This is a genomic window from Nonomuraea sp. CA-141351, from assembly GCF_050944675.1.
GTDB lineage: Bacteria > Actinomycetota > Actinomycetes > Streptosporangiales > Streptosporangiaceae > Nonomuraea.
In genome coordinates, this window is record NZ_CP191982.1 from 4800002 (window position 1) to 4822224 (window position 22223).

The 22223-nt window shown below is 71.2% G+C and carries 22 protein-coding genes and 1 pseudogene; 13 read left to right on the top strand and 10 right to left on the bottom strand.

What is annotated here, in order from left to right:
- The first annotated feature begins 88 nt into the window (after positions 1 to 88).
- Positions 89 to 1054, top strand: a complete 966-nt coding sequence (locus ACQPWU_RS22645; protein ID WP_433443159.1) for a helix-turn-helix transcriptional regulator — start codon at positions 89 to 91, stop codon at positions 1052 to 1054.
- On the opposite strand, the gene ACQPWU_RS22650 is transcribed toward ACQPWU_RS22645, so the two are convergent.
- Positions 1051 to 1779 carry an SDR family NAD(P)-dependent oxidoreductase gene (locus tag ACQPWU_RS22650; protein ID WP_433443162.1) on the bottom strand — a complete coding sequence of 243 codons (729 nt, stop codon included), beginning with the start codon at positions 1777 to 1779 and terminating at the stop codon, positions 1051 to 1053. The two genes, ACQPWU_RS22645 and ACQPWU_RS22650, sit on opposite strands and share 4 nt — an antisense overlap.
- A 122-nt stretch (positions 1780 to 1901) precedes the next feature.
- On the opposite strand from ACQPWU_RS22650, the gene ACQPWU_RS22655 reads away from it, so the two are divergent.
- The 4 genes from ACQPWU_RS22655 to ACQPWU_RS22670 all read left to right on the top strand — a co-directional run bounded on the left by ACQPWU_RS22655 (position 1902) and on the right by ACQPWU_RS22670 (position 5763).
- Positions 1902 to 2996 carry a glycerophosphodiester phosphodiesterase gene (locus tag ACQPWU_RS22655; protein ID WP_433443165.1) on the top strand — a complete coding sequence of 365 codons (1095 nt, stop codon included), beginning with the start codon at positions 1902 to 1904 and terminating at the stop codon, positions 2994 to 2996.
- A 97-nt stretch (positions 2997 to 3093) separates the two neighbouring features.
- Positions 3094 to 4485: a tetratricopeptide repeat protein gene (locus tag ACQPWU_RS22660; protein WP_433443168.1), complete on the top strand. Its 1392-nt coding sequence runs from the start codon at positions 3094 to 3096 to the stop codon at positions 4483 to 4485.
- Between the two features lie 83 nt (positions 4486 to 4568).
- Entirely contained in the window at positions 4569 to 5396 is an 828-nt protein-coding gene (locus ACQPWU_RS22665; RefSeq protein ID WP_433443170.1) for a PIG-L family deacetylase, read from the top strand.
- 121 nt (positions 5397 to 5517) lie between these two features.
- Positions 5518 to 5763, top strand: coding sequence for a type I-E CRISPR-associated endoribonuclease Cas2 (locus ACQPWU_RS22670; RefSeq protein WP_433443172.1), 246 nt, complete (start codon positions 5518 to 5520; stop codon positions 5761 to 5763).
- On the opposite strand, the gene ACQPWU_RS22675 is transcribed toward ACQPWU_RS22670, so the two are convergent.
- The 5 genes and pseudogenes from ACQPWU_RS22675 to ACQPWU_RS22695 form a co-directional block, all read right to left on the bottom strand.
- A complete protein-coding gene (locus ACQPWU_RS22675; RefSeq protein ID WP_433445268.1) occupies positions 5756 to 6181 on the bottom strand; it encodes a VOC family protein in 426 nt (141 codons plus the stop codon). The two genes, ACQPWU_RS22670 and ACQPWU_RS22675, sit on opposite strands and share 8 nt — an antisense overlap.
- Positions 6182 to 6387: 206 nt before the next feature.
- The gene (locus ACQPWU_RS22680; RefSeq protein ID WP_433443174.1) at positions 6388 to 7191 is read right to left on the bottom strand and encodes a GNAT family N-acetyltransferase; all 804 of its coding nucleotides are present in this window, start codon (positions 7189 to 7191) and stop codon (positions 6388 to 6390) included.
- A gap of 10 nt (positions 7192 to 7201) precedes the next feature.
- Positions 7202 to 7633: a hypothetical protein gene (locus tag ACQPWU_RS22685; RefSeq protein ID WP_433445612.1), complete on the bottom strand. Its 432-nt coding sequence runs from the start codon at positions 7631 to 7633 to the stop codon at positions 7202 to 7204.
- 46 nt (positions 7634 to 7679) lie between these two features.
- Positions 7680 to 8216 (bottom strand): annotated as a pseudogene (locus ACQPWU_RS22690) (serine hydrolase domain-containing protein); the annotation flags it as partial.
- A gap of 267 nt (positions 8217 to 8483) precedes the next feature.
- Positions 8484 to 9278 carry a FadR/GntR family transcriptional regulator gene (locus ACQPWU_RS22695; protein WP_433443177.1) on the bottom strand — a complete coding sequence of 265 codons (795 nt, stop codon included), beginning with the start codon at positions 9276 to 9278 and terminating at the stop codon, positions 8484 to 8486.
- 74 nt (positions 9279 to 9352) lie between these two features.
- Here ACQPWU_RS22695 and ACQPWU_RS22700 point away from each other — a divergent pair, with 74 nt between their 5' ends.
- The 8 genes from ACQPWU_RS22700 to ACQPWU_RS22735 all read left to right on the top strand — a co-directional run bounded on the left by ACQPWU_RS22700 (position 9353) and on the right by ACQPWU_RS22735 (position 18381).
- Positions 9353 to 10372: an LLM class flavin-dependent oxidoreductase gene (locus tag ACQPWU_RS22700; protein WP_433443179.1), complete on the top strand. Its 1020-nt coding sequence runs from the start codon at positions 9353 to 9355 to the stop codon at positions 10370 to 10372.
- Complete coding sequence (locus ACQPWU_RS22705) at positions 10369 to 11538, top strand: peptidase dimerization domain-containing protein (protein ID WP_433443181.1); 1170 nt, start codon at positions 10369 to 10371, stop codon at positions 11536 to 11538. The genes ACQPWU_RS22700 and ACQPWU_RS22705 overlap by 4 nt, the downstream gene beginning before the upstream one ends.
- Before the next feature lie 5 nt (positions 11539 to 11543).
- Entirely contained in the window at positions 11544 to 12833 is a 1290-nt protein-coding gene (locus ACQPWU_RS22710; RefSeq protein ID WP_433443183.1) for an MFS transporter, read from the top strand.
- Positions 12830 to 13684: an FAD binding domain-containing protein gene (locus tag ACQPWU_RS22715; protein WP_433443186.1), complete on the top strand. Its 855-nt coding sequence runs from the start codon at positions 12830 to 12832 to the stop codon at positions 13682 to 13684. The genes ACQPWU_RS22710 and ACQPWU_RS22715 overlap by 4 nt, the downstream gene beginning before the upstream one ends.
- 4 nt (positions 13685 to 13688) lie before the next feature.
- A complete protein-coding gene (locus tag ACQPWU_RS22720; RefSeq protein ID WP_433443188.1) occupies positions 13689 to 14153 on the top strand; it encodes a (2Fe-2S)-binding protein in 465 nt (154 codons plus the stop codon).
- Positions 14150 to 16447 carry a xanthine dehydrogenase subunit D gene (pucD, locus tag ACQPWU_RS22725; protein ID WP_433443190.1) on the top strand — a complete coding sequence of 766 codons (2298 nt, stop codon included), beginning with the start codon at positions 14150 to 14152 and terminating at the stop codon, positions 16445 to 16447. Before ACQPWU_RS22720 ends, pucD begins: the two co-directional genes overlap by 4 nt.
- 186 nt (positions 16448 to 16633) lie before the next feature.
- Positions 16634 to 17917: a molybdopterin-dependent oxidoreductase gene (locus ACQPWU_RS22730; protein ID WP_433443192.1), complete on the top strand. Its 1284-nt coding sequence runs from the start codon at positions 16634 to 16636 to the stop codon at positions 17915 to 17917.
- A complete protein-coding gene (locus ACQPWU_RS22735; protein WP_433443193.1) occupies positions 17914 to 18381 on the top strand; it encodes a hypothetical protein in 468 nt (155 codons plus the stop codon). The genes ACQPWU_RS22730 and ACQPWU_RS22735 overlap by 4 nt, the downstream gene beginning before the upstream one ends.
- On the opposite strand, the gene ACQPWU_RS22740 is transcribed toward ACQPWU_RS22735, so the two are convergent.
- Genes ACQPWU_RS22740 through ACQPWU_RS22755 form a run of 4 tightly spaced genes read right to left on the bottom strand, consistent with a single transcriptional unit; the run spans position 18305 to position 22134 of the window.
- The gene (locus tag ACQPWU_RS22740; protein ID WP_433443195.1) at positions 18305 to 19765 is read right to left on the bottom strand and encodes a glycosyltransferase 87 family protein; all 1461 of its coding nucleotides are present in this window, start codon (positions 19763 to 19765) and stop codon (positions 18305 to 18307) included. The genes ACQPWU_RS22735 and ACQPWU_RS22740 overlap by 77 nt on opposite strands.
- A gap of 55 nt (positions 19766 to 19820) precedes the next feature.
- On the bottom strand, positions 19821 to 20810 hold the full coding sequence (locus ACQPWU_RS22745; RefSeq protein WP_433443197.1) for an NAD-dependent epimerase/dehydratase family protein: 990 nt from the start codon (positions 20808 to 20810) through the stop codon (positions 19821 to 19823).
- Positions 20807 to 21472, bottom strand: coding sequence for a TIGR04282 family arsenosugar biosynthesis glycosyltransferase (locus ACQPWU_RS22750; protein ID WP_433443200.1), 666 nt, complete (start codon positions 21470 to 21472; stop codon positions 20807 to 20809). Before ACQPWU_RS22750 ends, ACQPWU_RS22745 begins: the two co-directional genes overlap by 4 nt.
- Positions 21469 to 22134, bottom strand: coding sequence for a glycosyltransferase family 2 protein (locus ACQPWU_RS22755; protein ID WP_433443202.1), 666 nt, complete (start codon positions 22132 to 22134; stop codon positions 21469 to 21471). The genes ACQPWU_RS22750 and ACQPWU_RS22755 overlap by 4 nt, the downstream gene beginning before the upstream one ends.
- Between the last annotated feature and the right edge of the window lie 89 nt (positions 22135 to 22223).

Sequence of the window (22223 nt, forward strand, 5' to 3'; positions counted from 1 at the left end):
TGACATCCTTCGCCGTTTCCTGACAAGATCGGTTGATGGCGAGTTTCGGTCATGTGACATAAACCCGACACACGGCGAAGGGGGCGGGATGCTGGAAGCGATCGGATTGGGCCACCAGGACGAGGAGGTTTACAACGCCCTGGTCCGCCGGACGCAGGCGACGGTGGCGGAGATCACACAGGACTGCCACCTGCCTGCCACGGCGGCCCGGCGCACCCTGCAGTCACTGGTCGAGCTCGGCCTGGCCACCCGCTCGACCGGCCGTCCCACCCGCTACGTCGCTGTCTCGCCGGACAGCAGCCTCGAGGCCATCCTGCGTGAGCGCGAACGCGAGTTGGACGGCGTGCGCACACACGTCCGCGCCCTGATGGACGTCTACCGCGCCGGCACCCGCTTCGCCCATCCCGGCGAGCTGATCGAGGTCGTCTCGGGCCGCGACGAGGTCAACCACAGGTGGGCGCAGATGCAGCAGGACACGCGGGCGCAGATGCGCGGCTTCGACCGCCCGCCGTACGCCGCCCCGCAGGAGCACACCGAGTCCAACCCCATCGAACTCCACCTGCTCCGCCAAGGCGTGAAATATCGCGTCATCTACGACACCAGCGTGCTGGACCTGCCGGGCTGGCTGGAGGACGTCACGGCGGGGGTGCAGCACGGGGAGCAGGCCAGGATCCACGCGAACCTGCCGATGAAGCTGGCCATCTCGGACGACCGCCTGGCCATGCTCCCGCTGCTGCGGGCGGACGACAGCGTGGTCACGGCCTCGTACCTGATCCACCCGTCACCGCTGCTGGACGCGCTGGTCGCCCTGTTCGAGGCACTGTGGGAACGCAGCGTGCCGGTACGCATGACCGCCCCCGGCCGTGAGCTGTCGGAGGACGAGGAGCGCCTGCTGACCCTGCTCGCCGCGGGCGCCACCGACAAGGCCGCCAGCCGCGCCCTGGGGTGGAGCGAGCGAACGGTGCAGCGGCACCTCACGAAGCTGATGCGCCGGCTGGGCGCGCAGACCCGCTTCCAGGTCGCGATGGAGGCGACGCGGCGCGGCTGGATCTAGCGGGGGTAGGCGCCCCCGTCGAGGCTGATGACCTGGCTGGTGAGGTAGCCGTTGCGCAGCACCGCCAGAGCCAGGTCGGCGACCTCGTCCGGGTGCCCGAACCTGCCGACCGGCAGGAGGTGCGGGTCGGCCGTCGCGGGGAGCATGGCGGTGTCCTGGATCAGCGCGGGCGCCAGGGCGTTGACCGTCACGCCGTGCGAGGCGACATGCGAGGCCAGGAAGTGGAGCATGCCGTGCAGGCCGGCCTTGGAGGCCGCGTAGTGGGGGCCGACGATGCCGCCGGTGAAGGCCGCGATCGACGACATGAACAGCACCCGCCCGAACCCGCGCTGCGCCATCCCCGGCAGCGCCCGCTGCGCCAGCAGGAAAGGGGCCCGCAGGTTGACGGCTATCGTGCGGTCCCACGTCACCGCGTCCACCGCGGTGTAGTCCTGCTGGATGGCGTAGCCGGCGTTGGAGATCAGCACGTCGACGGGGCCGAGCGCCTCGGCCGCGGCGCGGAGCAGGGCGGCCGGCACCTGGGGATCGGCCAGGTCCCCGGGCAGCGCGATCGCGTCCACGCCGGCGTCCCGCGCCTGCGCCACGAGGTCGTCGGCGTGTCCGGAGCGGGTGCCGTACGTGAAGGCCGTCCTGACTCCAGCCGAGATGAGCCGGCGTCCGATGGCCTGCCCGATGCCGCCCGACGCGCCGGTCAGCAGGGCCACGCGCCCATTGAGATCGGTCATGGTCATCTATCTTCCACGTGACGGGGGCGTCGAGGGGAGGTTGGAAAGGGGCGTTTCCGTACGCCTTCCACTGTGTGCTCATGCGTAACTCAAGGTCCACCTTGGCGGTCTACGGTGCGCGCATGACGATGCGCAGGTTATTCGCGAGCATTCTTGCCGGTGTCCTCGCCGGCGGTACGGTCGCCGTTGTGCTGACCCAGACGACTCCCGCCACGGCAGACCGCCGCGGCCACGCCCCCATCGTGATCGGCCACCGGGGCGCGAGCGCCCACCGGCCCGAGCACACCCTCCTGTCGTACGAGACCGCCATCGCGATGGGCGCCGACTACATCGAGCCCGACCTCGTCTCCACCAAGGACCACGTGCTGGTCGCCAGGCACGAGAACGAGATCTCCGGCACGACCGACGTGGCCGCGCACCCGGAGTTCGCCGACCGGCGCACCACCAAGACCGTGGACGGCCGGCCGGTCACCGGCTGGTTCACCGAGGACTTCACGCTGGCCGAGCTGAAGACGCTGCGCGCCAAGGAACGCGTGCCGGACCTGCGCCCGGACAACACGGCCTTCGACGGGCTGCCGGAGATCCCGACGTTCGAGGAGGTCGTGAAGCTCGCGCTGGAGCACGGCGTCGGCGTCTACCCCGAGACCAAGCACCCCACCTACTTCGACTCCATCGGCCTGTCGCTGGAGGAGCCGCTGCTGGACGTGCTGAACCGCTACCACGTGCGCAAGGCGTACATCCAGTCCTTCGAGACCGCGAACCTGCGCGAGCTGCGCTCCAAGACGAGGCTGCCGCTGATCCAGCTGATCACGTTCGGGGGCGCGCCGTACGACTGGGCCGCCTCCGGGAGCACCCGCACCTATGACGACATGGTGACGCCGGACGGGCTGCGCGAGGTGGCGACCTATGCGAACGGGATCGGGGTGGACACGCGGCGCGTGGTGCCCCAGGACGCCTCCGGCAAGACCCTCGAGCCCACCACGCTGATCGCCGACGCTCACCGGCGGCGGCTCGACGTGCACGTGTGGACGATACGGAACGAGAACTCTCAGCTCCCGGCGGACTACCGGCTGGGCAACCCGGCCAGCCCCGTCTACGCCCGGGCCACCGGCAACGTGATGGGATGGCTCTCGAGGCTGGTCGAACTGGGGATCGACGGAGCGTTCTGCGACGACCCGGCCATGGGGAGGGCTGTGGTGACCGGACGGTCGGCGTAGGGGCCGACGAGAGCTCGATCGCCGCGCCTGGGGTCCGGCGCGGCGATCGATGGTCCCTGGCCCTATTCCCCACCGGATCAGTAGGTACATTGGTCCGGTGACCAACGACCAGCATGGCCTGGCGGTGACCGGGGCGGGTGCCGCCGCAGTACGGCACTACGACCGGGCGATCGACGAACTGCTGCACTTCCGGGTGGAGGTCGACGCCGAGACCAACGCGGCGCTGGCCGACTCGCCCGGCTTCCCGATGGGCAACGTCCTGGCGGCGTACCTGGGGTTGCTCACCACCGAGGTGGAGGACGCGCGGACGGCGCGGGCGCGCTTCGCCGCGTTCCGCCGCAGGATCGACGAGACGTCGCTGCTGCCACGCGAGCGCGCGCACGTGGCTGCCGTGCAGGCGCTGCTCGACGGAGACTGGCTGACGTGCGGGCGGCTCCTGGGCGAGATCACCGTGGAGCACCCGCGCGACGCCCTGGCACTGGCCGCCGGTCACCAGGTCGACTTCTTCACCGGCGACGCGCGCTCGCTGCGCGACAGGATCGGCGGGGCCCTGAACGCCTGGCGGGAAGACGACCGACATTTCGGGCATGTCCTGGGGATGTACGCCTTCGGCCTGGAGGAGGCGGGACATTACGACAGGTCGGAGGAGGTCGGCCTGCGCGCGGTCGAGCTGAACCCGCGCGACGTGTGGGGCATCCACGCGGTGGTGCACACGTACGAGATGCAGGGCCGGTTCGGGGAGGGCGTGCGCTACCTCGACGCGCGGCTCCCGGACTGGTCGACCGGCACGTTCTTCAATGTCCACAATTGGTGGCACTACTGTCTCTACGCGCTGGAGTCGGGCGACGAGGCGCGGGCGCTGGCGATCTACGACTCGGTGCTCGCCGACGGGCAGTCCTGCATGGAGCTGCTGGACGCCGCCGCCCTGCTCTGGCGTCTCTACCTGGAGGGCTCCGGTCAGGACGAACGGTGGCGCGCCCTGGCCGACGCGTGGCCGGTCCGGGTGGGGGAGCCGTTCTACGCGTTCAACGACATGCACGCGGTCATGTCGTACGTGGGCGCCGGGCGGGTCGGGGACGCGGAGAAGCTGATCGCGACGCGGGAGGCGTACGTGCTGGAGCCGCGTCCCGGCGTCACCAACCAGGACATGACCCTCCGGGTGGGCCTGCCGGTGTGCCGCTCCCTGGTGGCCTTCGGCCGGGGCGACTACGACGCGGTGGTGGATGCGCTGTATCCGATCCGGCACCGGGTCAACGAGTTCGGCGGCAGCCACGCGCAGCGGGACGCCGTACAGAAGACCCTGCTGGAGGCGGCCCTGCGGGCGGGGCGGCGGGACGTGGCACGGGTCCTGGTGAGCGAGCGGATCAACGTCCGCCCGTGCAGCCCGTACAACTGGCTCAAGCAGGCGACCCTCGCCGAAACGCTGGGCGACCGGGGCGCCGCGGCGGCCGCCCGCCTGCGCGCCGCCGACCTGGCCCGCCAGGTTTAGCCCCGGCCCGGCGTTCGGGTGGACGGTGGGAGGGGCTGGGCGGGAGCGGGAACTGTCGGAGCCTGCGAGTAGTGTTTCGGGCCATGGATCGGCAACTAACCCTCATGGTCGTACACGCCCACCCCGATGACGAGTGCCTGAGCACCGGCGGCATCCTGGCCCGCTACACCGACGAAGGCATCCGCACGGTCCTCGTCACCTGCACCAACGGTGAGCAGGGCGACGGCCAGGACGGCGTGAAGCCGGGCGAGGCCGGTCACGATGACGCGGCGGTGGCCGAGCGGCGGCTGGCCGAGCTGCGCGAGTCCGTGGCCCACCTGGGCATCGACCACCTGGAGCTGCTCGGCTACCGCGACTCCGGCATGGACGGCTGGGACGCCAACGCCCACCCCGACGCCTTCGCCAACGTGCCCGTCGAGACGGCCGCCGCCAAGCTGGCCGCGCTGATGGAGCACTACCGGCCCCAGGTCGTGGTGACGTACGACGAGACGGGCGGCGGCGGTTACGGCCACCCCGACCACGTCCAGACCCACCGCATCACGGTGGCGGCCACGGAGTCGACCGGCATTCCCGACAAGCTCTACTACACGGCCATTCCTCGTTCGGCCATCAAGCAGATGTTCGAGATGATGCGCGACAGCGGGGTCGACCTCGGCGGCTTCGAGCCGTCCGACGACTTCGGCACGCCTGACGAGCGGGTCACCAGCATCGTCGACGTCGCGCCTTTCGTCGAGCGCAAGGTCAAGGCGCTCCAGGCGCACGAAAGCCAGGGGGAGAACATCTTCATGCTCCGCATGTCCGAGGAGGCGCAGCAGCAGGCGTTCTCGCACGAGGCGTTCGAACGGAAGCTGTGCAAGGTGGACGCGCCCGACCACGAGGAGGACCTGTTCGCGGGCCTGCGCGACACCTAGCCCCACAGAATATTATTCTGTTGATCGCGGGAAACCTCGTCGGTTATCAGGGCCGGGCAGCAGGGCGTAGAAACTCAAGGGGAACGCCCCCGTAGGCGCGGGGCCGACGATTGGGTTAAGGATGAGGGCACCTGGAACCCGGGAACACCCCATCGGCGACGGCCCAGTCATACTCGTCGAACCCGCCACCAACGAACAAGGCTGGGCCACCCGCACCGCAGGCAAAGATCGCTGGTACCCCATCGACTTCGACGGACCAATCCTCTCCGCCCGCATCCGCCGACAAAACCCCATCTCAACAAGTATCGGCCCCGCACCCGCGGGGATCGTCCCGTCGTGCAGGGTCCCTTCGGCAGCCCTCAGCTGAGCTGTTCGGCCAGCCCGACGACGATGCCCTCGGGGCCGCGGACGTAGCAGAGCCGATAGCTGTCCTCGTACTGCGCCAGCTCGCCGACGAGTTCCGCGCCGTGGGTGCGCAGGCGGGCGACGACGTCCTCGATGTCGTCGACGGCGAACATGATGCGACGAATGCCCAGCGTGTTCGCCGGTGCGTCCTTCGGCTCGGCGCTGATCGCCTTCGGCGAGTGGAACATCGCCAGCTCGATTCGGCCGTGGCCGTCCGGGGTCCGCAGCATTGCGACGTCCTGCCGGACGTCGTCGATCCCGATGACACGCTCGACCCAACGTCCCTCGATCGGCCCCTTGCCCTCCAGCTCCATGCCAAGTTCGACGAAGAACGCAATAACAGCGTCAAGGTCGTCGACAACGATGAGAACGTTGTCCATCCGCTGAATCGCCATGCTGGGTCTCCTTGGTGTCGTACGGCCACGGTGGCCGCATCCGCCCCTGAGACGGAGCTGCCAGGCCGTTCTCGACATCCTCTTGCAACATCTCTTCGGGGATCTCTCGACGTCCATCGGCCCGATCAAGCTGGGCGACCTGCGCGTGGGCCGGCACCGCAGGCTCAACCCGGGCGAGGTGGGCGCGCTGTTCAAGCGCGTCGAGCGCGGACCCAATCGCGATTCTCACGCACGACGGTGAACCCGGCCGATCGATAGAGCGCCACCGCGGCGTCGTTTCTGGACGGTGTCACGACGGCGACCGCGCTCGCACCCCGATCAGCGAGAGCCGCGCACGCGCCGAGCACGACATCGCGCCCATAGCCGTGCCCGCGATGGTCCGGATGGGTGCCGACCGGCTCGAGCAGCCCGCACCTTCCCACGCCCGCGAACCATCCGGTCGCGGCGGCTGCGGGCTCCCCCGCGGGCGTGCGTACGAGCGCCTCCACGGCCAGCCCGCCCGCCGGCGACCGCTTCATCGTGCGCCAGCGCTCGACGGTGAACGTGGATCCCGCGAAGGCGGACCGCTGCACGAGCACCCGGTCGGCCGCACCGGCCTCACCGACCGGCTCGGCGCGGCTCGACACCGGCCGCGGGGTCCACGACATGACGAGCCAAGACTCCTCCTGCTCGAGCTCCCACCCGGGCACAGGCAGACCGTCGGACCAATCGTTGCCCGGCTCGAGCAGCTCCTCGGCATCGGCCGCGAGCGCCCCGAGATCGGCGCCGGGCGCGGCGGTCACGCGCAGCACGCGGCTGTCGAGGAAGCCGGCTGCCACCGGAACCACATCCTCCATCCAAAGAAAAACGGCCGCGTCGTCGGACCGCAGATGCCACCCCACGTCTCCGGGATGGAGGCCGCCGCCCGGGGCATCGACTGGCGTCCACTCGCACAGCGCGCGCAGCGCCGGGCCGGTTTCGGGAGGGGTCAGCCGGTGGCGCGAGAGTGAGATCACGGACGGCAGATTAGCCAGCGCGCCACGGTGTCTCAAAGGCTTTTAACCAGCTGTCGAACCGCTCGACCGCCTCGGCCGTGGGCATGCCCGGGGCATTGGTGACCGGCTGGATCAGGGGTTGTTCAGAGGGGCCGCCTTCCACGGCGACACCTCGTTCGACTCGGCCACCTTCGGCGGCAGGACATCGCGCGGTTGCTGCTCGAGTTCCCGAGGCAAAGAGCCGGCTCACGTTGTCGCCGGTGAGCGCCGCCCATGCGGTGGCGAGTCGTTCGAGGGGGGCGCGGGCGGGGACGTGTGGAGGGCTTCGTCGAGCCTGGCCGCCGGATCCACCATGATCGCTCCGATCGGGGACGAAAGGGAGGACGTCGCGGACGGTGCGGTCGATCTGCGACACCGCCGACAGGTCGGCGGTGAAGCGGTTGCGCATCACCGCCACGGCCACGCCGGAGTCGATGTCGGCGTAAGCCGCCGAGCGGACGGGTGACAGCCTCCCGAAGCCACCACGACAGGGTTCGCCCCGTCGCCCGCCGCACGATCTCGCTGAGCAGGAAGCCGAACGTCTGTGCGTCGTAACCGAAGCGCGTGCCAGGCTCCCACCAGGGCTTCGCCTCGGCCAGCACCGCACACATGTGGTCCCAGTCGCACAACTCCTCGACCGTGGTGTCATACGGCGGGGCAGGGACACCCGCGGTGTGCAGCAGTACGTGGCGGAGCGTCACCCGGTCCTTGCCGTGAGCACCGAACTCCGGCCAAACCTCCACCGCCCGCATGTCATAGCCAAGCTCTCCCCGCTCCACGAGCACATGAGCCACCGCCGAGGCCACACCCTTGGCCGTGGAGGCGGCGTAGAACAGCGTGTCGGAGGCCACCGCCAGCCCTCGGCCGGCATCGGCCAGACCACCGGCCGCCTCCGCCACCACACGGCCGTGCTCCACCACCGCGACCTGCAACCCGACCTCGGCACCGCCGGCCGCCAGGCCATCGACCACCGCCTGGACCCGCTCTTGCGCATCGTCAGCGCTCATGACGTGCGGATCACCCACGCATTCCCGCCGAGACCCATCACTCTGCACGTTTACGGGCCCACCTCTGCACGACAAGGGTACGCCGGCAGCTAGGATCCAGCACCTTCCGCAGGCACGGGGCCGACGCCGGTCCCGTGCGCATCGATCTCGGCACGGAGGGAACTGGCGGGGGAGCGCACCGTCGGCGGGCAGGCATTCGCCCTCCGCCTGGTGGACGAGGGGCGATGGACGTCGTGCCGGTGGTCTCCGGCCCAGGCAAGCGGTCCTTCAGGTGAAGTTGGCCAGGATCGTGGCGAAGTCGAGCATCTGACCAGCCGACCGCCGGCCGGTCTCCACGGTGCCCGCCGCCTTGACCTCGCCGTAGAGCGCCGCCACGTGTTGCACCACGGCCTTGCGCACTCCCGCCGCGTCCCGTTTGACCAGCGCGGCCAGCATGGCCTGGTGGTGCGGGTCGAAGCGCTCGTCGGCGTGCTGGAGGGCCAGCGTGTGCGCGCGGAACTCGGCCATCTGCGGCACCAGCGCCAGGTAGACCTGGAGCAGCAGGTCGTTGTGCGCCGCCCGGATCAGGCTCTCGTGGACCTGCTCGTCGGTGCGCACCAGTACGGCCAGATCGCCCTTGCGTCGTGCGGCCTCGTGCTCGCGGCAGCGCGCCGCCACCTCGTCGATGTCTGTCTGGGTGGCGCGCACGCAGGCCAGCCCGGACGCGGCCAGCTCCAGCCCGATCCGGACCTCCAGCACCTCGGCGATGGCCGGCCCCTGGGTGGCGCTCCAATGGACGAACTGCGGGGTCGGCTCCGGCTCCGTGCGGTGCCGGACGTACGTGCCGCGCCCCCGGACGACCTCGACCACGCCCAGCGTGTGCAGCTTGCGGATGGCCTCGCGCAGCGAGCTGCGGCCGACCTGGAGCTGGCGGGCCAGCTCGGGCTCGGAAGGCAGCCGGTCGCCCGGTCGCAGGGCGCCGGAGTCGATCTCGGCCAGCAACTGCTCGGCGATGACGTCGGGCAAGGGGGTGCGAGCGAGCGGCTCGTACCGAACGGGGACACGTGTCTGCTCGGAGCTCACCGGGATATTCTGCCACACCCGTTGACTGATGTCAGACAGCAGACTACGTTGCCGGACTAACGCGGAGGAGGGTGATGTCGTTGATCAAGGTAGGTGTCCGCTTCCCCCCGGCCACCCGGGCGGACCAGATCGCCGAGGAGGTGCGGCGCGCCGAGCGCTACGGGTTCGACGTCGCCTGGATCGCCGACTCGCAACTGCTGTGGCGCGACGTGTACGCGGCCATGGCCGTGGCCGCCACCAGGACCGAGCGCATCGGGCTGGCCACCGCAGTGACGAACGTCGTCACCCGGCACCCGACCGTGGTGGCCTCGGGCATCAACACGGTGGCGGAGCTGGCGCCGGGCCGCGTCATCCTGGGCGTGGGCACCGGCGACAGCTCGGTGAAGCCCATGGGCATCCGCCCGTCGAAGCGGGCCGAGCTCCAGGCGGCCATCGAGCAGATCCGCGCGCTGCTGGGCGGCGGGGAGTGGGAGTACGGCGAGCGGCGGCTGCGCCTGCGCGACGCCGGCGGCCCGGTGCCCGTGCACATCGCCGCGAGCGGCCCGCGCACGCTGGAACTGGCCGGCGAGATCGCCGACGGCGTGGTCACGCTGGCGGGCATCTCGCCCGAGACGCTCGACCAGACGACGAAGGCCGTGCGCAAGGGCCTGGACGGGTCGGAGCGGCCCTTCGAGTTCACGGCCGGCGCGTTCTGCAAGGTCACCGACGACCTGGAACGCGACGCGGCCGTGCTCAAGCCGATCTGCCTGCACATGGCCACCATCGGCGGGCAGGACTTCCTGCGCATCGCCGGCATCGAGCTGGCGCCGCCGCCGCACGTGCCCGAGGTCTATCCGGACATGGTGCACGCCGAGGACTGGGAACTGGCCATCCGGCACGCCAGCAAGTGGGTCACCGACGAGATGGCGGTCCGGTTCGCACGGACGTTCTGCCTGTTCGGCACCGTGGACGACATCGTGGAGCGCGCGAGGCGGGCGGTCGAGCTGGGCGTGACCGGCTTCTATCTGCGGCACGTCGGCAACTACACGCTGCCGAGCGAGCTGATCGAGAGCTTCGGCGGCCACGTGCTCCCGCGTCTGCGAGAGCTCTCGTGACCGGCGAGTACGTCGTGGACGTGCTGGCCGCCCTGGCCCGCGTCCCCTCCGCCGTGCCTCTGGGCGCGGAGACGCTCATCGCCCCCGACCACCCGACGCTCGTGCGCTACGTCGAGGATCACCTGCGCCCGGCGTTCCTGGCGACGGGCGCGACGGACGTCATCGACCTGCCGGCCAATCAGTTCGCGGTGCGGTTCGGCGACGGCGACGGCCCCACGCTGGCGCTCATGGCCTACACGCCGACCCAGCACCACAACCTCATGCCCGATCCCTGGTCCGGCCGCATCCGCACGCCCGTCGAGCTGGGCGTGGACGAGCCGTGCCTGTTCGGCCAGGGCGTCTCGCAGAACAAGGCGCACCAGGCGTGCCTGCTGGACCTGGCCCGGTGGATCGCCTCGGAGCGGGTCGAGCTGCACGGCACGCTGCTGCTGTGCGTCAACAACGAGGGCCGCAGCAGCCACGACTGCTCCCGCGCCATCCTCGACGCCCTCCCGCACCGCCCTGACCTGGTGATCCAGCTCTTCTGCACCGGGTTCGAGGTGTCGGTCGGCAACCGGGGCCGGGTGGACGTGATCGTCGACGTCCAGGGCACCGCCGCGCACTCGTCGAACCCGCCGGACGGGGGCAGGGTCATCGACGTCGTCGCGGACGTGGTCGTCAGGCTTCGCGAGCTCGACGCGGTCGTACGGGCCCGCGCCGAGCATCCCGAGCTCGGCCGCGAGCAGGTCGTGCCGTACCTGGTCAGCTACGAGCCGCTGGCGCCGCACACGCTCCCCTCGTCGGCGCGGATCATTGTGGACCGGCGTCTGCTGCCGGGCACCGATCCGGCGAAGGCCGCCGAGGAGATCGCCGCGGCGCTGGAGGGGCTGGAAGGCTGCGGGGTCAGGCCTGGAGTCACGATGTTGCCGGCCTATCTGCCGCCCGAGCACCGCGAGGTGCTGGGGCCGCTCGACGCCGCGATCCGGGAGCGCCTCGGCGAGTCCCGGCACAGCGTCTACGGGGGTTCTTTCGACGCGGGAGGGCCGTCCGAGCGCGGCATCCCCACCGTCATGTTCGGGGTACCCGCCGAGGGCGATCTCCTCGGCGACGACTTCGTACGGCTGTCCGCCGTACGCGACGAGGCCGCCGTGCTTCGTGACACCGTCACCCGGTTCCTGAGGAAGTAACCGCCATGGCACAACCGTCCAGCTCCACCCGGGTCGTCCTCGCCAGCCTGGCCGGGACCACGATCGAGTGGTACGAGTTCTTCATCTACGGCACCGCCGCTGTGCTGGTGTTCGACAAGCTCTTCTTCCCCAGCTTCGACGACCTTGTCGGCACTCTGCTCTCGCTGTCGACGTTCGCCCTGGCATTCGTGGCCAGACCCATCGGCGGCGCGCTGTTCGGGCACTTCGGCGACCGGCTCGGCCGCAAGTCCATGTTGGTCGTCACCCTCTGCCTGATGGGCGGCGCCACGCTCTGCATCGGCCTGCTGCCGACGTACGGGGCGGTCGGCGTGGCCGCCCCGATCCTGCTGGTGCTGCTGCGCGTCGTACAGGGCCTGTCGCTGGGGGGCGAGTACGGCGGCGCGGTGCTGATGAGCGTCGAGCATGCCGCCCGCGGCCGGCGCGGCTTCTTCGGCGCCCTGGTCAACACCGGCGCCGCCTGGGGCCTGCTGCTCGCCAACCTGGTGTTCCTGGTCACCTCGCAGCTGTCCGACGACGCGTTTCTCGCCTGGGGCTGGCGGGTGCCGTTCCTGCTGAGCGCGGTCCTGGTCGCGCTGGGTCTGATCATCCGGCTCAAGCTGGCCGAGAGCCCCGACTTCCAGGAGGTCAGGGATCGCGGAGAGGTCAGGAAGACCCCCATCGTGGAGGTGCTGTCGAAGCACTGGCCGCGGGTGTTGCTGATGTGCCTGGCCTACATCCCGGCAGGCGTCACCTTCTACATCGCGACCGTCTACTCGCTGAGCTACGGCGAGAAGAAGCTCGGCATGGACCGCGACATGATCCTGCAGCTCGTGCTGCTGGTCAACGTGTTCACCATCGCCGCCATCCCGTTCTTCGGGTGGCTGTCGGACCGGGTGGACCGCAAGCGAATCTTCTGGGTCAGCATCGTGGCCATGGCGGCGCTGCCGTACGTGTGGTTCTCCCTCTTCCAGACCGGCTCGTTCGGGCTGATGCTGCTCGGCTTCGTGGTGCTGTTCGTCCCGTACGCCGCCAACTACGGCACCATGCCGACGTTCTTCGCCCACGTCTTCCCGCCGGCCGTGCGCTACACGGGCATGTCGGTCGGCTACACGCTCGGCACGGTGTTCGGCAGCGGCCTGGCCCCGATCATCGCCACCTGGCTGTACGACGGCACCGGCTCCTGGCTCGCGATCGCCCTCTACATGACCGCGGCGGGCGTCGCGGGGACGGTGGCCGCACTGTTCCTGACCGAGCGGGCCGGCTCCGAACAGGCGGAACAGGGGGTGCCGGCGTGACGGAGTTCCTCAGCGCCGCCGACCTGCGGCAGGCCATCGAGCTGAAGGCCGCCCACCCGGAGGCCACGCTGCTCGCCGGCGGCACGGACGTCATGGTCGGGCTGAACTTCGGGCACCGCTCCGCGTCCACGCTGATCGACATCTCCCGGGTGCCGGAGCTGCGGGAGTGGTCGCGCGACGGCGACACGATCACACTCGGCGCCGGCGTGCCGTACACACGGATCGTCGAGGAGCTCGGCGGCGAGCTGCCGGGCCTGGCGCGAGCCGCGCGTACGATCGGCTCCGCGCAGATCCGCAACCGGGCGACCGTGGGCGGCAACCTCGGCACCGCCTCGCCCGCCGGCGACGCGCTGCCGCCGCTGCTGTCAGCCCGCGCGACGGTCGAGGTCGCCTCGGCGCGGGGCACGCGCTCGGTCCCGGCCAGGGAGTTCTTCGCCGGTCCCGGGCGCTCGGTGCTGGCCGGGGACGAGATCGTGACGGCGGTGCGGGTGCCGGTGGCCGCGGGCGCGGAGCAGTTCGCCAAGCTCGGGCCGCGCAACGCCATGGTGATCGCCGTCGCGTCCGTGGCGCTCACGCTGGATCCGGGCCGCCGCCGCGTCGGGTGCTCCGTCGGCTCGGCGGCCCCGACACCAGTCGCCGCGGCCGAGGCCGAGGAGTTCGCCGCCGCCGAGCTGGACTGGGAGGGCGGCGACCTGCCCTCGCCGGTCCTCACCCGATTCGGCGAGCTCGTGGCCCGGGCCACCGCGCCCATCGACGACGTACGCGGCAGCGCCGGTTACCGCAGGCACGCCGTCGCCGTACTGGCCCGGCGCACGCTGACGTGGGCCTGGCAGGAACAGTGGAGGAGCTGAACAGGTGAGGGTCGATCTGCGGGTGAACGGGGTTCCCAGGAGCCTCGACGGGGTGGGGGCCGGTGAGAGCCTGCTCTGGCTGCTGCGCGAACGGGTGGGGCTGCCCGGCTCCAAGAACGCCTGTGAGCAGGGTGAATGCGGCTCGTGCACGGTCTACCTCGACGGGACGCCGGTGTGCGCCTGCCTCGTCGCCGCCGGGCAGGCGCGGGGCTCGGCGGTGGTGACCGTCGAGGGGCTGGCCGACGGGGACGAGGTCCATCCGGTGCAGCAGGCGTTCGTGGACGCGGGCGCCGTGCAGTGCGGGTTCTGCACGCCGGGCCTGCTGGTCGCCGTCCATGACCTGCTGGCTCGGTGCGACGACCCGGATGAGCCCGAGATCCGCGAGGCCCTGGCCGGCAACCTGTGCCGCTGCACCGGCTACGAGAAGATCTTCGAGGCCGTACGGCTGGCCGCGGGGCGGTCGCGATGACCATGACACTCTCGGTCGCGGCGGACGGTGTGGGCGCCTCGGCCCGGCGCCCCGACGCGATGTCCAAGGTGCGCGGCGACTTCGCGTACTCCTCCGACCTGTGGCACGACGAGATGGTGTGGGGCGCGACCGTCCGCAGCCCGCACCCGCACGCGCGCGTCGTATCCGTGGACGCGGCCGCGGCGCTCGCGCTGCCCGGCGTGCACGCGGTGCTCACTGCCGCCGACGTGCCGGGCGTCAACCGGTACGGGCTGGAGAAGCGTGACCAGCCGGTGCTGGCCGAGGACGTGGTGCGCTACGCCGGCGAGCCGGTCGCGGTGGTCGCCGCCGACACGCCCGAGCTGGCCCGCCGCGCGGCCGGTCTCGTCCGCGTCGAGTACGCGGAGCTGCCCGCGCTGACCGACCCGGAGCGCGCGCTGGAGAGCCCCGCCCTGCACGAAGGCGGCAACCTCGTACGCCACCTGCGCATCCGCCGAGGCACCCATGCCGAGGCCGACGTGGTCGTGACCGGCGAGTACGAGGTCGGCATGCAGGACCAGGCCTTCCTCGGCCCCGAGTCCTGCCTGGCCGTGCCCTCCGAGGAGGGCGTCGACCTCTACTGCTCGACGCAGTGGCTGCACGTCGACCAGGATCAGCTGGCGGACTGCCTGGCGCTGCCGAAGGAGCACGTACGGCTCACGCTGTCCGGCGTGGGCGGCGCGTTCGGGGGCAGGGAGGACCTCAGCGTGCAGGCCCACGCCTGCCTGCTGGCACTGCGGCTGGGACGGCCGGTGAAGATGAGCTACGGGCGCGAGGAGTCGTTCGCCGGGCACGTGCACCGCCATCCGGCCCGGATGCGATACGAGCACGGCGCCACCCGCGACGGGCGGCTGCTCTACGTCAAGGCCGACATCCTGCTCGACGGCGGCGCGTACGCCTCCACATCGGCCGCCGTGACCGGGAACGCGGGCTGCTTCGCGACCGGTCCCTACGAGGTGCCGGCCGTCGAGGTGGACTGCCGCGCCGTCTACACCAACAACCCTCCTGCCGGGGCGATGCGCGGCTTCGGCGCCGTCCAGGTCTGCTTCGGGCACGAGTCGCAGATGGACAAGCTGGCGGCGGCCCTCGGCATGGACCCGGTGGAGCTGCGGCTGCGCAACGCGGTGAGCACCGGGTCGGTGATGGCGACCGGCCAGCGGGTCGAGGGGCCCGCGCCCGTGGCCGAGCTGCTGCGCCGGGTCGCGGGCAAGCCCGTGCCACCGCCCGCCGGGGACGACCCTCGGCTGCTGCCGGGCGGCACCTCCAACTCCACGCGCGCCGGCCAGCTCGTACGCGGCGTCGGGTACGGGCTGTCGGTGAAGAACATCTGCAAGTCCGCCGGGTACGACGACTACGGCACGGCCCGGGTGCGTCTGTTCGCCCACGAGGGCGAGGCGGTCGCCGAGGTGCACACCGCCGCCGCTGAGGTCGGCCAGGGGCTCGTCACCGTGCAGGCGCAGATCGCGCGGACCGAGCTGGAGGTCGGAAGGGTCACGATCCTGCCCGCCGACACGGCCGTCGGCGACGCCGGGACCTCCTCGGCCTCGCGGCAGACGTGGATGTCGGGCGGCGCCGTACGCGCTGCCTGCCTGGCCGTCCGCGCCCGGCTGCTGGAGCGCGCGGCCGTGCTGCTCGGCGCGGAGAACCTCGTCTACGGCGATGGCGCGGTGACGGCGCCGTCGGGGCGCTCCATCACGCTGGCGGAGCTGCTGGCCATGGGCGACGTGGATGAGACGGCCGTGTTCCGCCACCGGGCCACCGAGGCGCTCGACCCGGAGACCGGCCAGGGCGACGCCCACGTGGCCTACGCCTTCGCCGCGCACCGGGCCGTCGTGGACGTGGACCCGGAACTGGGGTCGGTACGCGTGGTGGAGATCGCCTGCGCGCAGGACGTCGGAAAGGCGATCAACCCGGTGGCGGTCGAGGGTCAGATGCACGGAGGCATCGCGCAAGGGCTCGGGCTGGCCGTGATGGAGGAGATCCGGCTGCGCGACGGCCGCATCCTGAACCCGTCGTTCACCGACTACCTGATCCCTACCACGATGGACATGCCGCCGACCGTGCTCGACATCCTCGAACTGCCGCGGCCCGACTCACCGTACGGGCTGACCGGGGTGGGGGAGCCGCCGCTGCTGTCGGCACCGGCCGCGATCGCGGCGGCCGTCCGAGACGCCGTAGGGGCCGCCGCCGGGGCCGCTCTCAACCGGATCCCGATGACGCCGGAGGCCGTCGCGACCGCCGTGCTGGACCGCCGTCAGGGGCGGGCGCCCGCATAGGACATGTGGCCGCCTTCCACGTGGGCGGCCGGGCATGGCCGAATGCGTACCGTGATGAAGCGTAGAAGGTGGCGTAACCGGTAAGGACTCCTGTATCCGACATCGGCTTCGGGGGGATCTATGCCGGATATGCCACCCAGGCGCGCTGGTGACGCGGCTGGGGCGGGAGACCGTGGGGAGAAGCGGTTGGAGGCATGGTTGCGTGGCGGGCCTCCTGGGCCGTTCCGGGCCGAGTTCTGGCGGAGTCCCCTGCGTGGCCCGTGGCTCACGTCGGTGCTCGGCCTGGTCCTGCTGGTCGGGCTGGTCATCGTCACGGTCACCGGGCTGTTGTCCTACGCCGCCTACGAGCCGCGACTGCCCGGGAACGACACCACTCCCACCAAGGGCCTGCTGGGCTTCTATCTCTTCGACTGGCCGACGGACCCGGTCTGGATGTACCGGCTCACCCAGGGCGCCCATGTCGTCGTCGGGCTGACGCTGGTGCCGGTGCTGCTGGCCAAGCTGTGGTCGGTGATCCCGAAGCTGTTCGCCTGGCCGCCCGCGCGCTCGATCGCCGAGGCCGTCGAGCGGGCCAGCCTGGTGCTCCTGGTGGGCGGCGCGGTGTTCCAGTTCGTCACGGGAATCCTCAACATCCAGGTCTTCTACGTCTTCCCGTTCTCCTTCTACCCGGCGCATCTGTACGGTGCGTGGATCTTCCTGGCCGCGCTCGTCGTCCACGTCGCCGTGCGACTGCCGCGGGCGATCCGCGCCGTACGGTCGCGGGACCTGCGTCGTGAGCTCCGCACGGACCTGGCCGGCACACGGCCGGAACCACCCGATCCCGATGGCCTGGTGGCCGCGAATCCGGCGCCGCCCACCATGTCCCGGCGCTTTCTGCTGGCGTTCGTCGGCGGTGGCTCGGTGATGATGTTCGGCCTGTCGGTGGGGCAGACGCTGGACGGGCCGCTGCGCCGTACGGCGTTGCTGGCGCCGCGCGGGCGCGAGTACGGCACCGGGCCCAACGACTTCCAGATCAACAAGACGGCGGCCAGCCTGGGCGTCACCGCGGCGGAGACGGGCGCGCAGTGGCGGCTGACGGTCGCCGGCGCGAGCCGGATCCAGCTGTCCCGCGAGGACCTGCTGACGATGCCGCTGCACACCTACGCGCTGCCGATCGCCTGCGTGGAGGGGTGGTCGACCGAGCAGACCTGGACCGGCGTACGGCTGGCGGACCTGGCCCGCCTGGCCGGAGTGCCGCCCGGCTCGGCGGGGGTCACGGCCAGGTCCCTTCAGCGCGTGGGCTACTTCGGCCAGGCGTCGCTCAGCGCCGGGCAGGTGGCCGACCCGCGCTCGCTGCTCGCGCTGCGGGTGAACGGCGCCGACCTGTCGCTCGACCACGGGTATCCGGCGCGGATCATCGTGCCGAACGCCCCGGGAGTGCACAACACCAAATGGGTGCGCGAACTCGACTTCCGCGTGGAGACGTCGTGAAGCGGTTGGCAGGCGTCTATGGCGCACCCCTGTGGCACCTCCTCGTGCTGGTGGCCTGCTTCGTGGTCGCGGGTTACGTCGCCACCCGGGTGGTCGCCGCCGGCATCTGGATGGGGTTCGTCGTATGGTTCGTGGGTGCGATCATCTTGCACGATCTGGTGCTGTTCCCCGTGTATTCCGTGGCCGACGGCGCCACCCGCGCTCTGCTCCCGCGAGTAGCGCGCCGGCGACGGACGCCTGCTGTGATCAACTACCTGCGGGTGCCGGCCGCGCTGTCCGGCCTGTTGCTGTTGGTCTGGTTCCCGCTGATTCTCCGCGGTGCCGAGCAGAACTATCGCTGGGCGTCCGGGCTGAGCACCGCTCCTTATCTCGCGCGGTGGTTGCTGATCACTTTGGTTCTCTTCGGCGTTTCTGGGCTGCTGTACGTGCTGCGGCGCAGGAACTCCAGGCGTGCGGATCGTTGAGCGGCCGCCGCTGTGAGCGCGTGCGTATGACGGAGCCCGCGGCCACCGCCAGCGTCGCGACAGCGTAAGCGGCCGTCCCGAGGCCGGCCTGGGTGCTCAGATAGGCGACGGCACCGGCGAACGGGATGCCGAGCCATTCCCAGCGGCCGTCAAGGGCGGCGAGTGCGACGACCAGCAGGGCGTACCAGGAGTAGCCGGGAGTGAAGACGATGAACGCCACCCCGGTCACCACCAGCGCTCCACGCCAGGGCCGTTGGGCGTCGCCCCGGCACAGCACGAACAGGGTCGTGGCCGCGAGAACGGCGAGGGCGGCCGGCAGGGCCCACGAATCGGGCAGAACCAGTCGCAGCACCGCATAGCGGCGGCTATTTCCGGTGTCGTCGTAGCCCTCCTCGTTCAGGTATCCGAAGAGATAACCGAGGACGGACTCACGGGACGCCAGCACGTACGGCAGATACGAGAGCGCCACGACCAGGACGGCGGGCCCGACGACCGCCGAAGCGTCGACCAGCCGACGTCGCACGGAAGGCCCGCCCCTGGCCAGGAGCCCGGACAGGGCCCCGGGCGCGGCCGCGGCGGGCAGGAGCTTGACGGCGGTCGCCGCGCCGAGCAGCAGGCCGCCGCGGACTTTGTGCCTGCTCGTGGTGATCAGGGCGATGACGGTGAGCAGGACGCCGAGCGTGTCGACATGGGCGTTGTTCACCGCCTCGACCGGAACGGCGGGGCACCACGCCCACCAGGCCGCCTGCGCCGGAGCCCTGCGGCGAAGGGCGATCAGCAGGACAAGGGACGTCCCCAACGCCAGCAGAGCTCCGCCGATCTGGAGCGGCTTGTGCCGTGACCCCTCGGGCGAGAGCCGGTACACGACCGAGAAGTACGCCTCCGCCAGAGGCGGGTAGATCGTGTGGACAGCGGGGCGGTTGATCCGCGTACACGATCGGGTGCCCACGCTGGACGGGATCGGGTAGCGGCCGGGGCCGTCGCAGCCGGCGCCCTCCGGGAAGAGCCAGCGGTCGCGCAGCGGCGCGAGGACGGGGTCGGCCGGGGCGTGGTCATAGGGAGAGACACCTGCCGCCTGGACCCGGCCGTCCCAGGCATAGCGGTAGGAGTCGGTGCTGGTGGCCGGAGGCGCGAGGAGGCCCGTGGCGGTCACCGCGATGCCGCCGGCGATCACCAGGAACACCGTGCGACGTCCCGGTATCGTGCGCAGGGTCCACACCGCCGCGGCGAAGAGCGCCCACGCGAGCGTGTACCGCCAGAGCAGGCCCACGCGGTCGGTGTAGAAGGATCCCGCGCTGATCGTCAGTGCGAGCACACAGACCAGGGCGAGCAGGAGCACGGCCGCGCAGGCGAAGCGGCAGCGGATCAGGGTGTCCGGCGTCATGCCCCGGTCCGCGGAAGGCGCTGGAACGGATCCTCCAAGGTCGGCATATGAGTGGTCAGGCCAGCGGCGCTGCGGCGAACTCCTTCATCCCCTCGGCGAAGCCGATGCGCGCCCGGAAACCGAGCTCGGCGGCTGCCCGGTGTGGTGAGGCCACGATGTGGCGCACGTCCCCGAGCCGGTACTCCCCGGTGGTGACCGGTTCCGGGCCGCCCCGCTGCGCCGCCAGGGCCCTGGCCATGTCACCGACGGCATGTGGCTCCCCGCTGGCGATGTTGTAGACGCGCAGCGTTCCGGGCTCGCCGCCGGTGAGGGCGGCCACGTTCGCGTCGGCGACATCGCGGACGTGGACGAAGTCGCGCATCTGCCCGCCGTCCTCGAAGACGCGTGGAGCGCGACCGGCCTCCAGCGCGGAACGGAAGATCGCCGCGACGCCCGAGTACGGGGTGTCCCTCGGCATCCTGGGGCCGTACACGTTGTGGTAGCGAAGGGCGGTCGCCGTACCGCCCGTCTCGCGAGCCCAGTTGGCGGCGAGATGCTCCTGCGCCAGCTTTGTGGTGGCGTACGCGTTGCGCGGGTCCGTCGGCGCGTCCTCGTCGATGGCGGCGAAAACGACGCTTTCGCCGCATCGGGGGCAGCGGGGTTCGAAGGACCCTTGCGACATGTCGGCGGCGGAGCGGGGGCTCGGCCGTACCCGGCCGTGCCGCGCGCAGTCGTAGGCGCCCTCGCCGTAGACCACCATCGAGGACGCCAGCACCAGCCGCCCGACGCCATGCTCCGCCATCGCGGTCAGCAGTACGGCCGTGCCGTACACGTTGACCGAGGCGTAGCCGGGCAGGTCCGCCACGTTCACGCCGAGCCCGACCTTGGCCGCCTGGTGCACGACCACGTCGATCTCCGGCAGCAGCCGGCCGAGCACGGCCGTGTCACGAACGTCGTCGCCGGACCGAAGGTCGAGACCGGCCACCTCGTGGCCACCCGCCTCCAGCGCCTCGACCACATGACTCCCGATGAACCCCGCGGAACCGGTCACCAGCACCCTCGTCATCGCGGTACCCCGATCCGGGAGAGCGCGGCGGCGTAGCGGGACCGCGGTACCATCGCCGCCACCTCGATCGCGTCCTCGACGGTGTCCACATCGGTCAGGCGCGGCATCAAGGCGACGCTCATCCCTGCCTCCTCGAGTCTTCGCAGCTGGATCTCTCCGGTGGCCGGCTCCGACATCGGTACGCCGAGCAGCAGCGCGGGATCGGGGGCGCGTAGTCCGAGCAGCCAGAAGCCGCCGTCGGTCGCCGGGCCGAACACCGCGTCGTAGCCGGAGAGCAGAGACACGGCATCGGTCAGCAGGCCAGGGGAGACCTGCGGGGTGTCCATGCCAATGAGCACGATGGGAGTGGGCCGCAACCGGTGGGTGTCCTCGAACGCCGCGGCCAGCCGTTCGTCCAGACCGTCCCCGCGCTGCGGGAGCACCGTGAAACCGCTGGGAAGCCAGACTCCGGGGGCACCGTCAAGGGCGAGCACCCGATAAACGCCCGGAACCTGGGCGACGGTCCGCAGCGTGTCCTCCAGCGCGGCCCTCGCCAGAGCGGCGGCATCGACGGGGGTGAGAGGCGGAACGAGCCGCGTCTTGACCCTTCCCGGCAGGGGCTCCTTCGCGATCACGAGGATCTGCGCCCGGAAGTCGCCGTCCCGGCCCTCTTCCGCACTCACGCGACCCCGTCCCGACGTGCCATGACCCGGCGCATGTCGCCGATCGCCCGCAGGGTGCCGCGTACCGTGCCGGTCACCTTCGACCTGCCCTTGCGGGGCAGGTAGTCCACCTCGGTCTCGTGGATGCGCCAGCCCGCCGCTCCGGCCCGCAGCACCATCTCCAGCGGATAGCCGAAACGCCGGTCGACCAGCCCCAGCCGGAGCAGTGCGAGCCGCCCGCACGCCCGCATCGGCCCCAGGTCGTGCAGCCTGGCACCGGTACGCCGGCGTAGCCTCCGGGCCAGGACGGCATTGCCGAGCCGGGCGTGCGCAGGCCAGGACGAGCCCGGCCGGAGGACCCGGCGGCCGAGGACGAGGTCGGCCTCGCCGGCCACGACAGGCCCGCTCACCCGAGGCAGTTGTTCCGGGTCGAGCGACGCGTCGGCGTCCATGAAGCACACGACGTCCGAGGCCGCGGCCACCAGTCCGGCATGGCAGGCGGCGCCGAATCCGCGCCGGGGCTCGTGCACCACCGTCGCGCCGAGCTCGGTCGCGATCTTCGCGGATCCGTCGGTCGAGCCGTTGTCGACCACGATCGGGCGAAAGCCGTCCGGCATCCGCCCGAGCACCCACGGAAGGGCCGCCTCCTCGTTCAGGCACGGCAGCACCACGTCGATCTCCATGCCGCCGACGCTAACGCGGCGCCTCGGTCAGGGCCGTCATGAAGAGGCCCGGCTTTCCGAGAAATGACCAGCTCAGACGGCACGTTGAC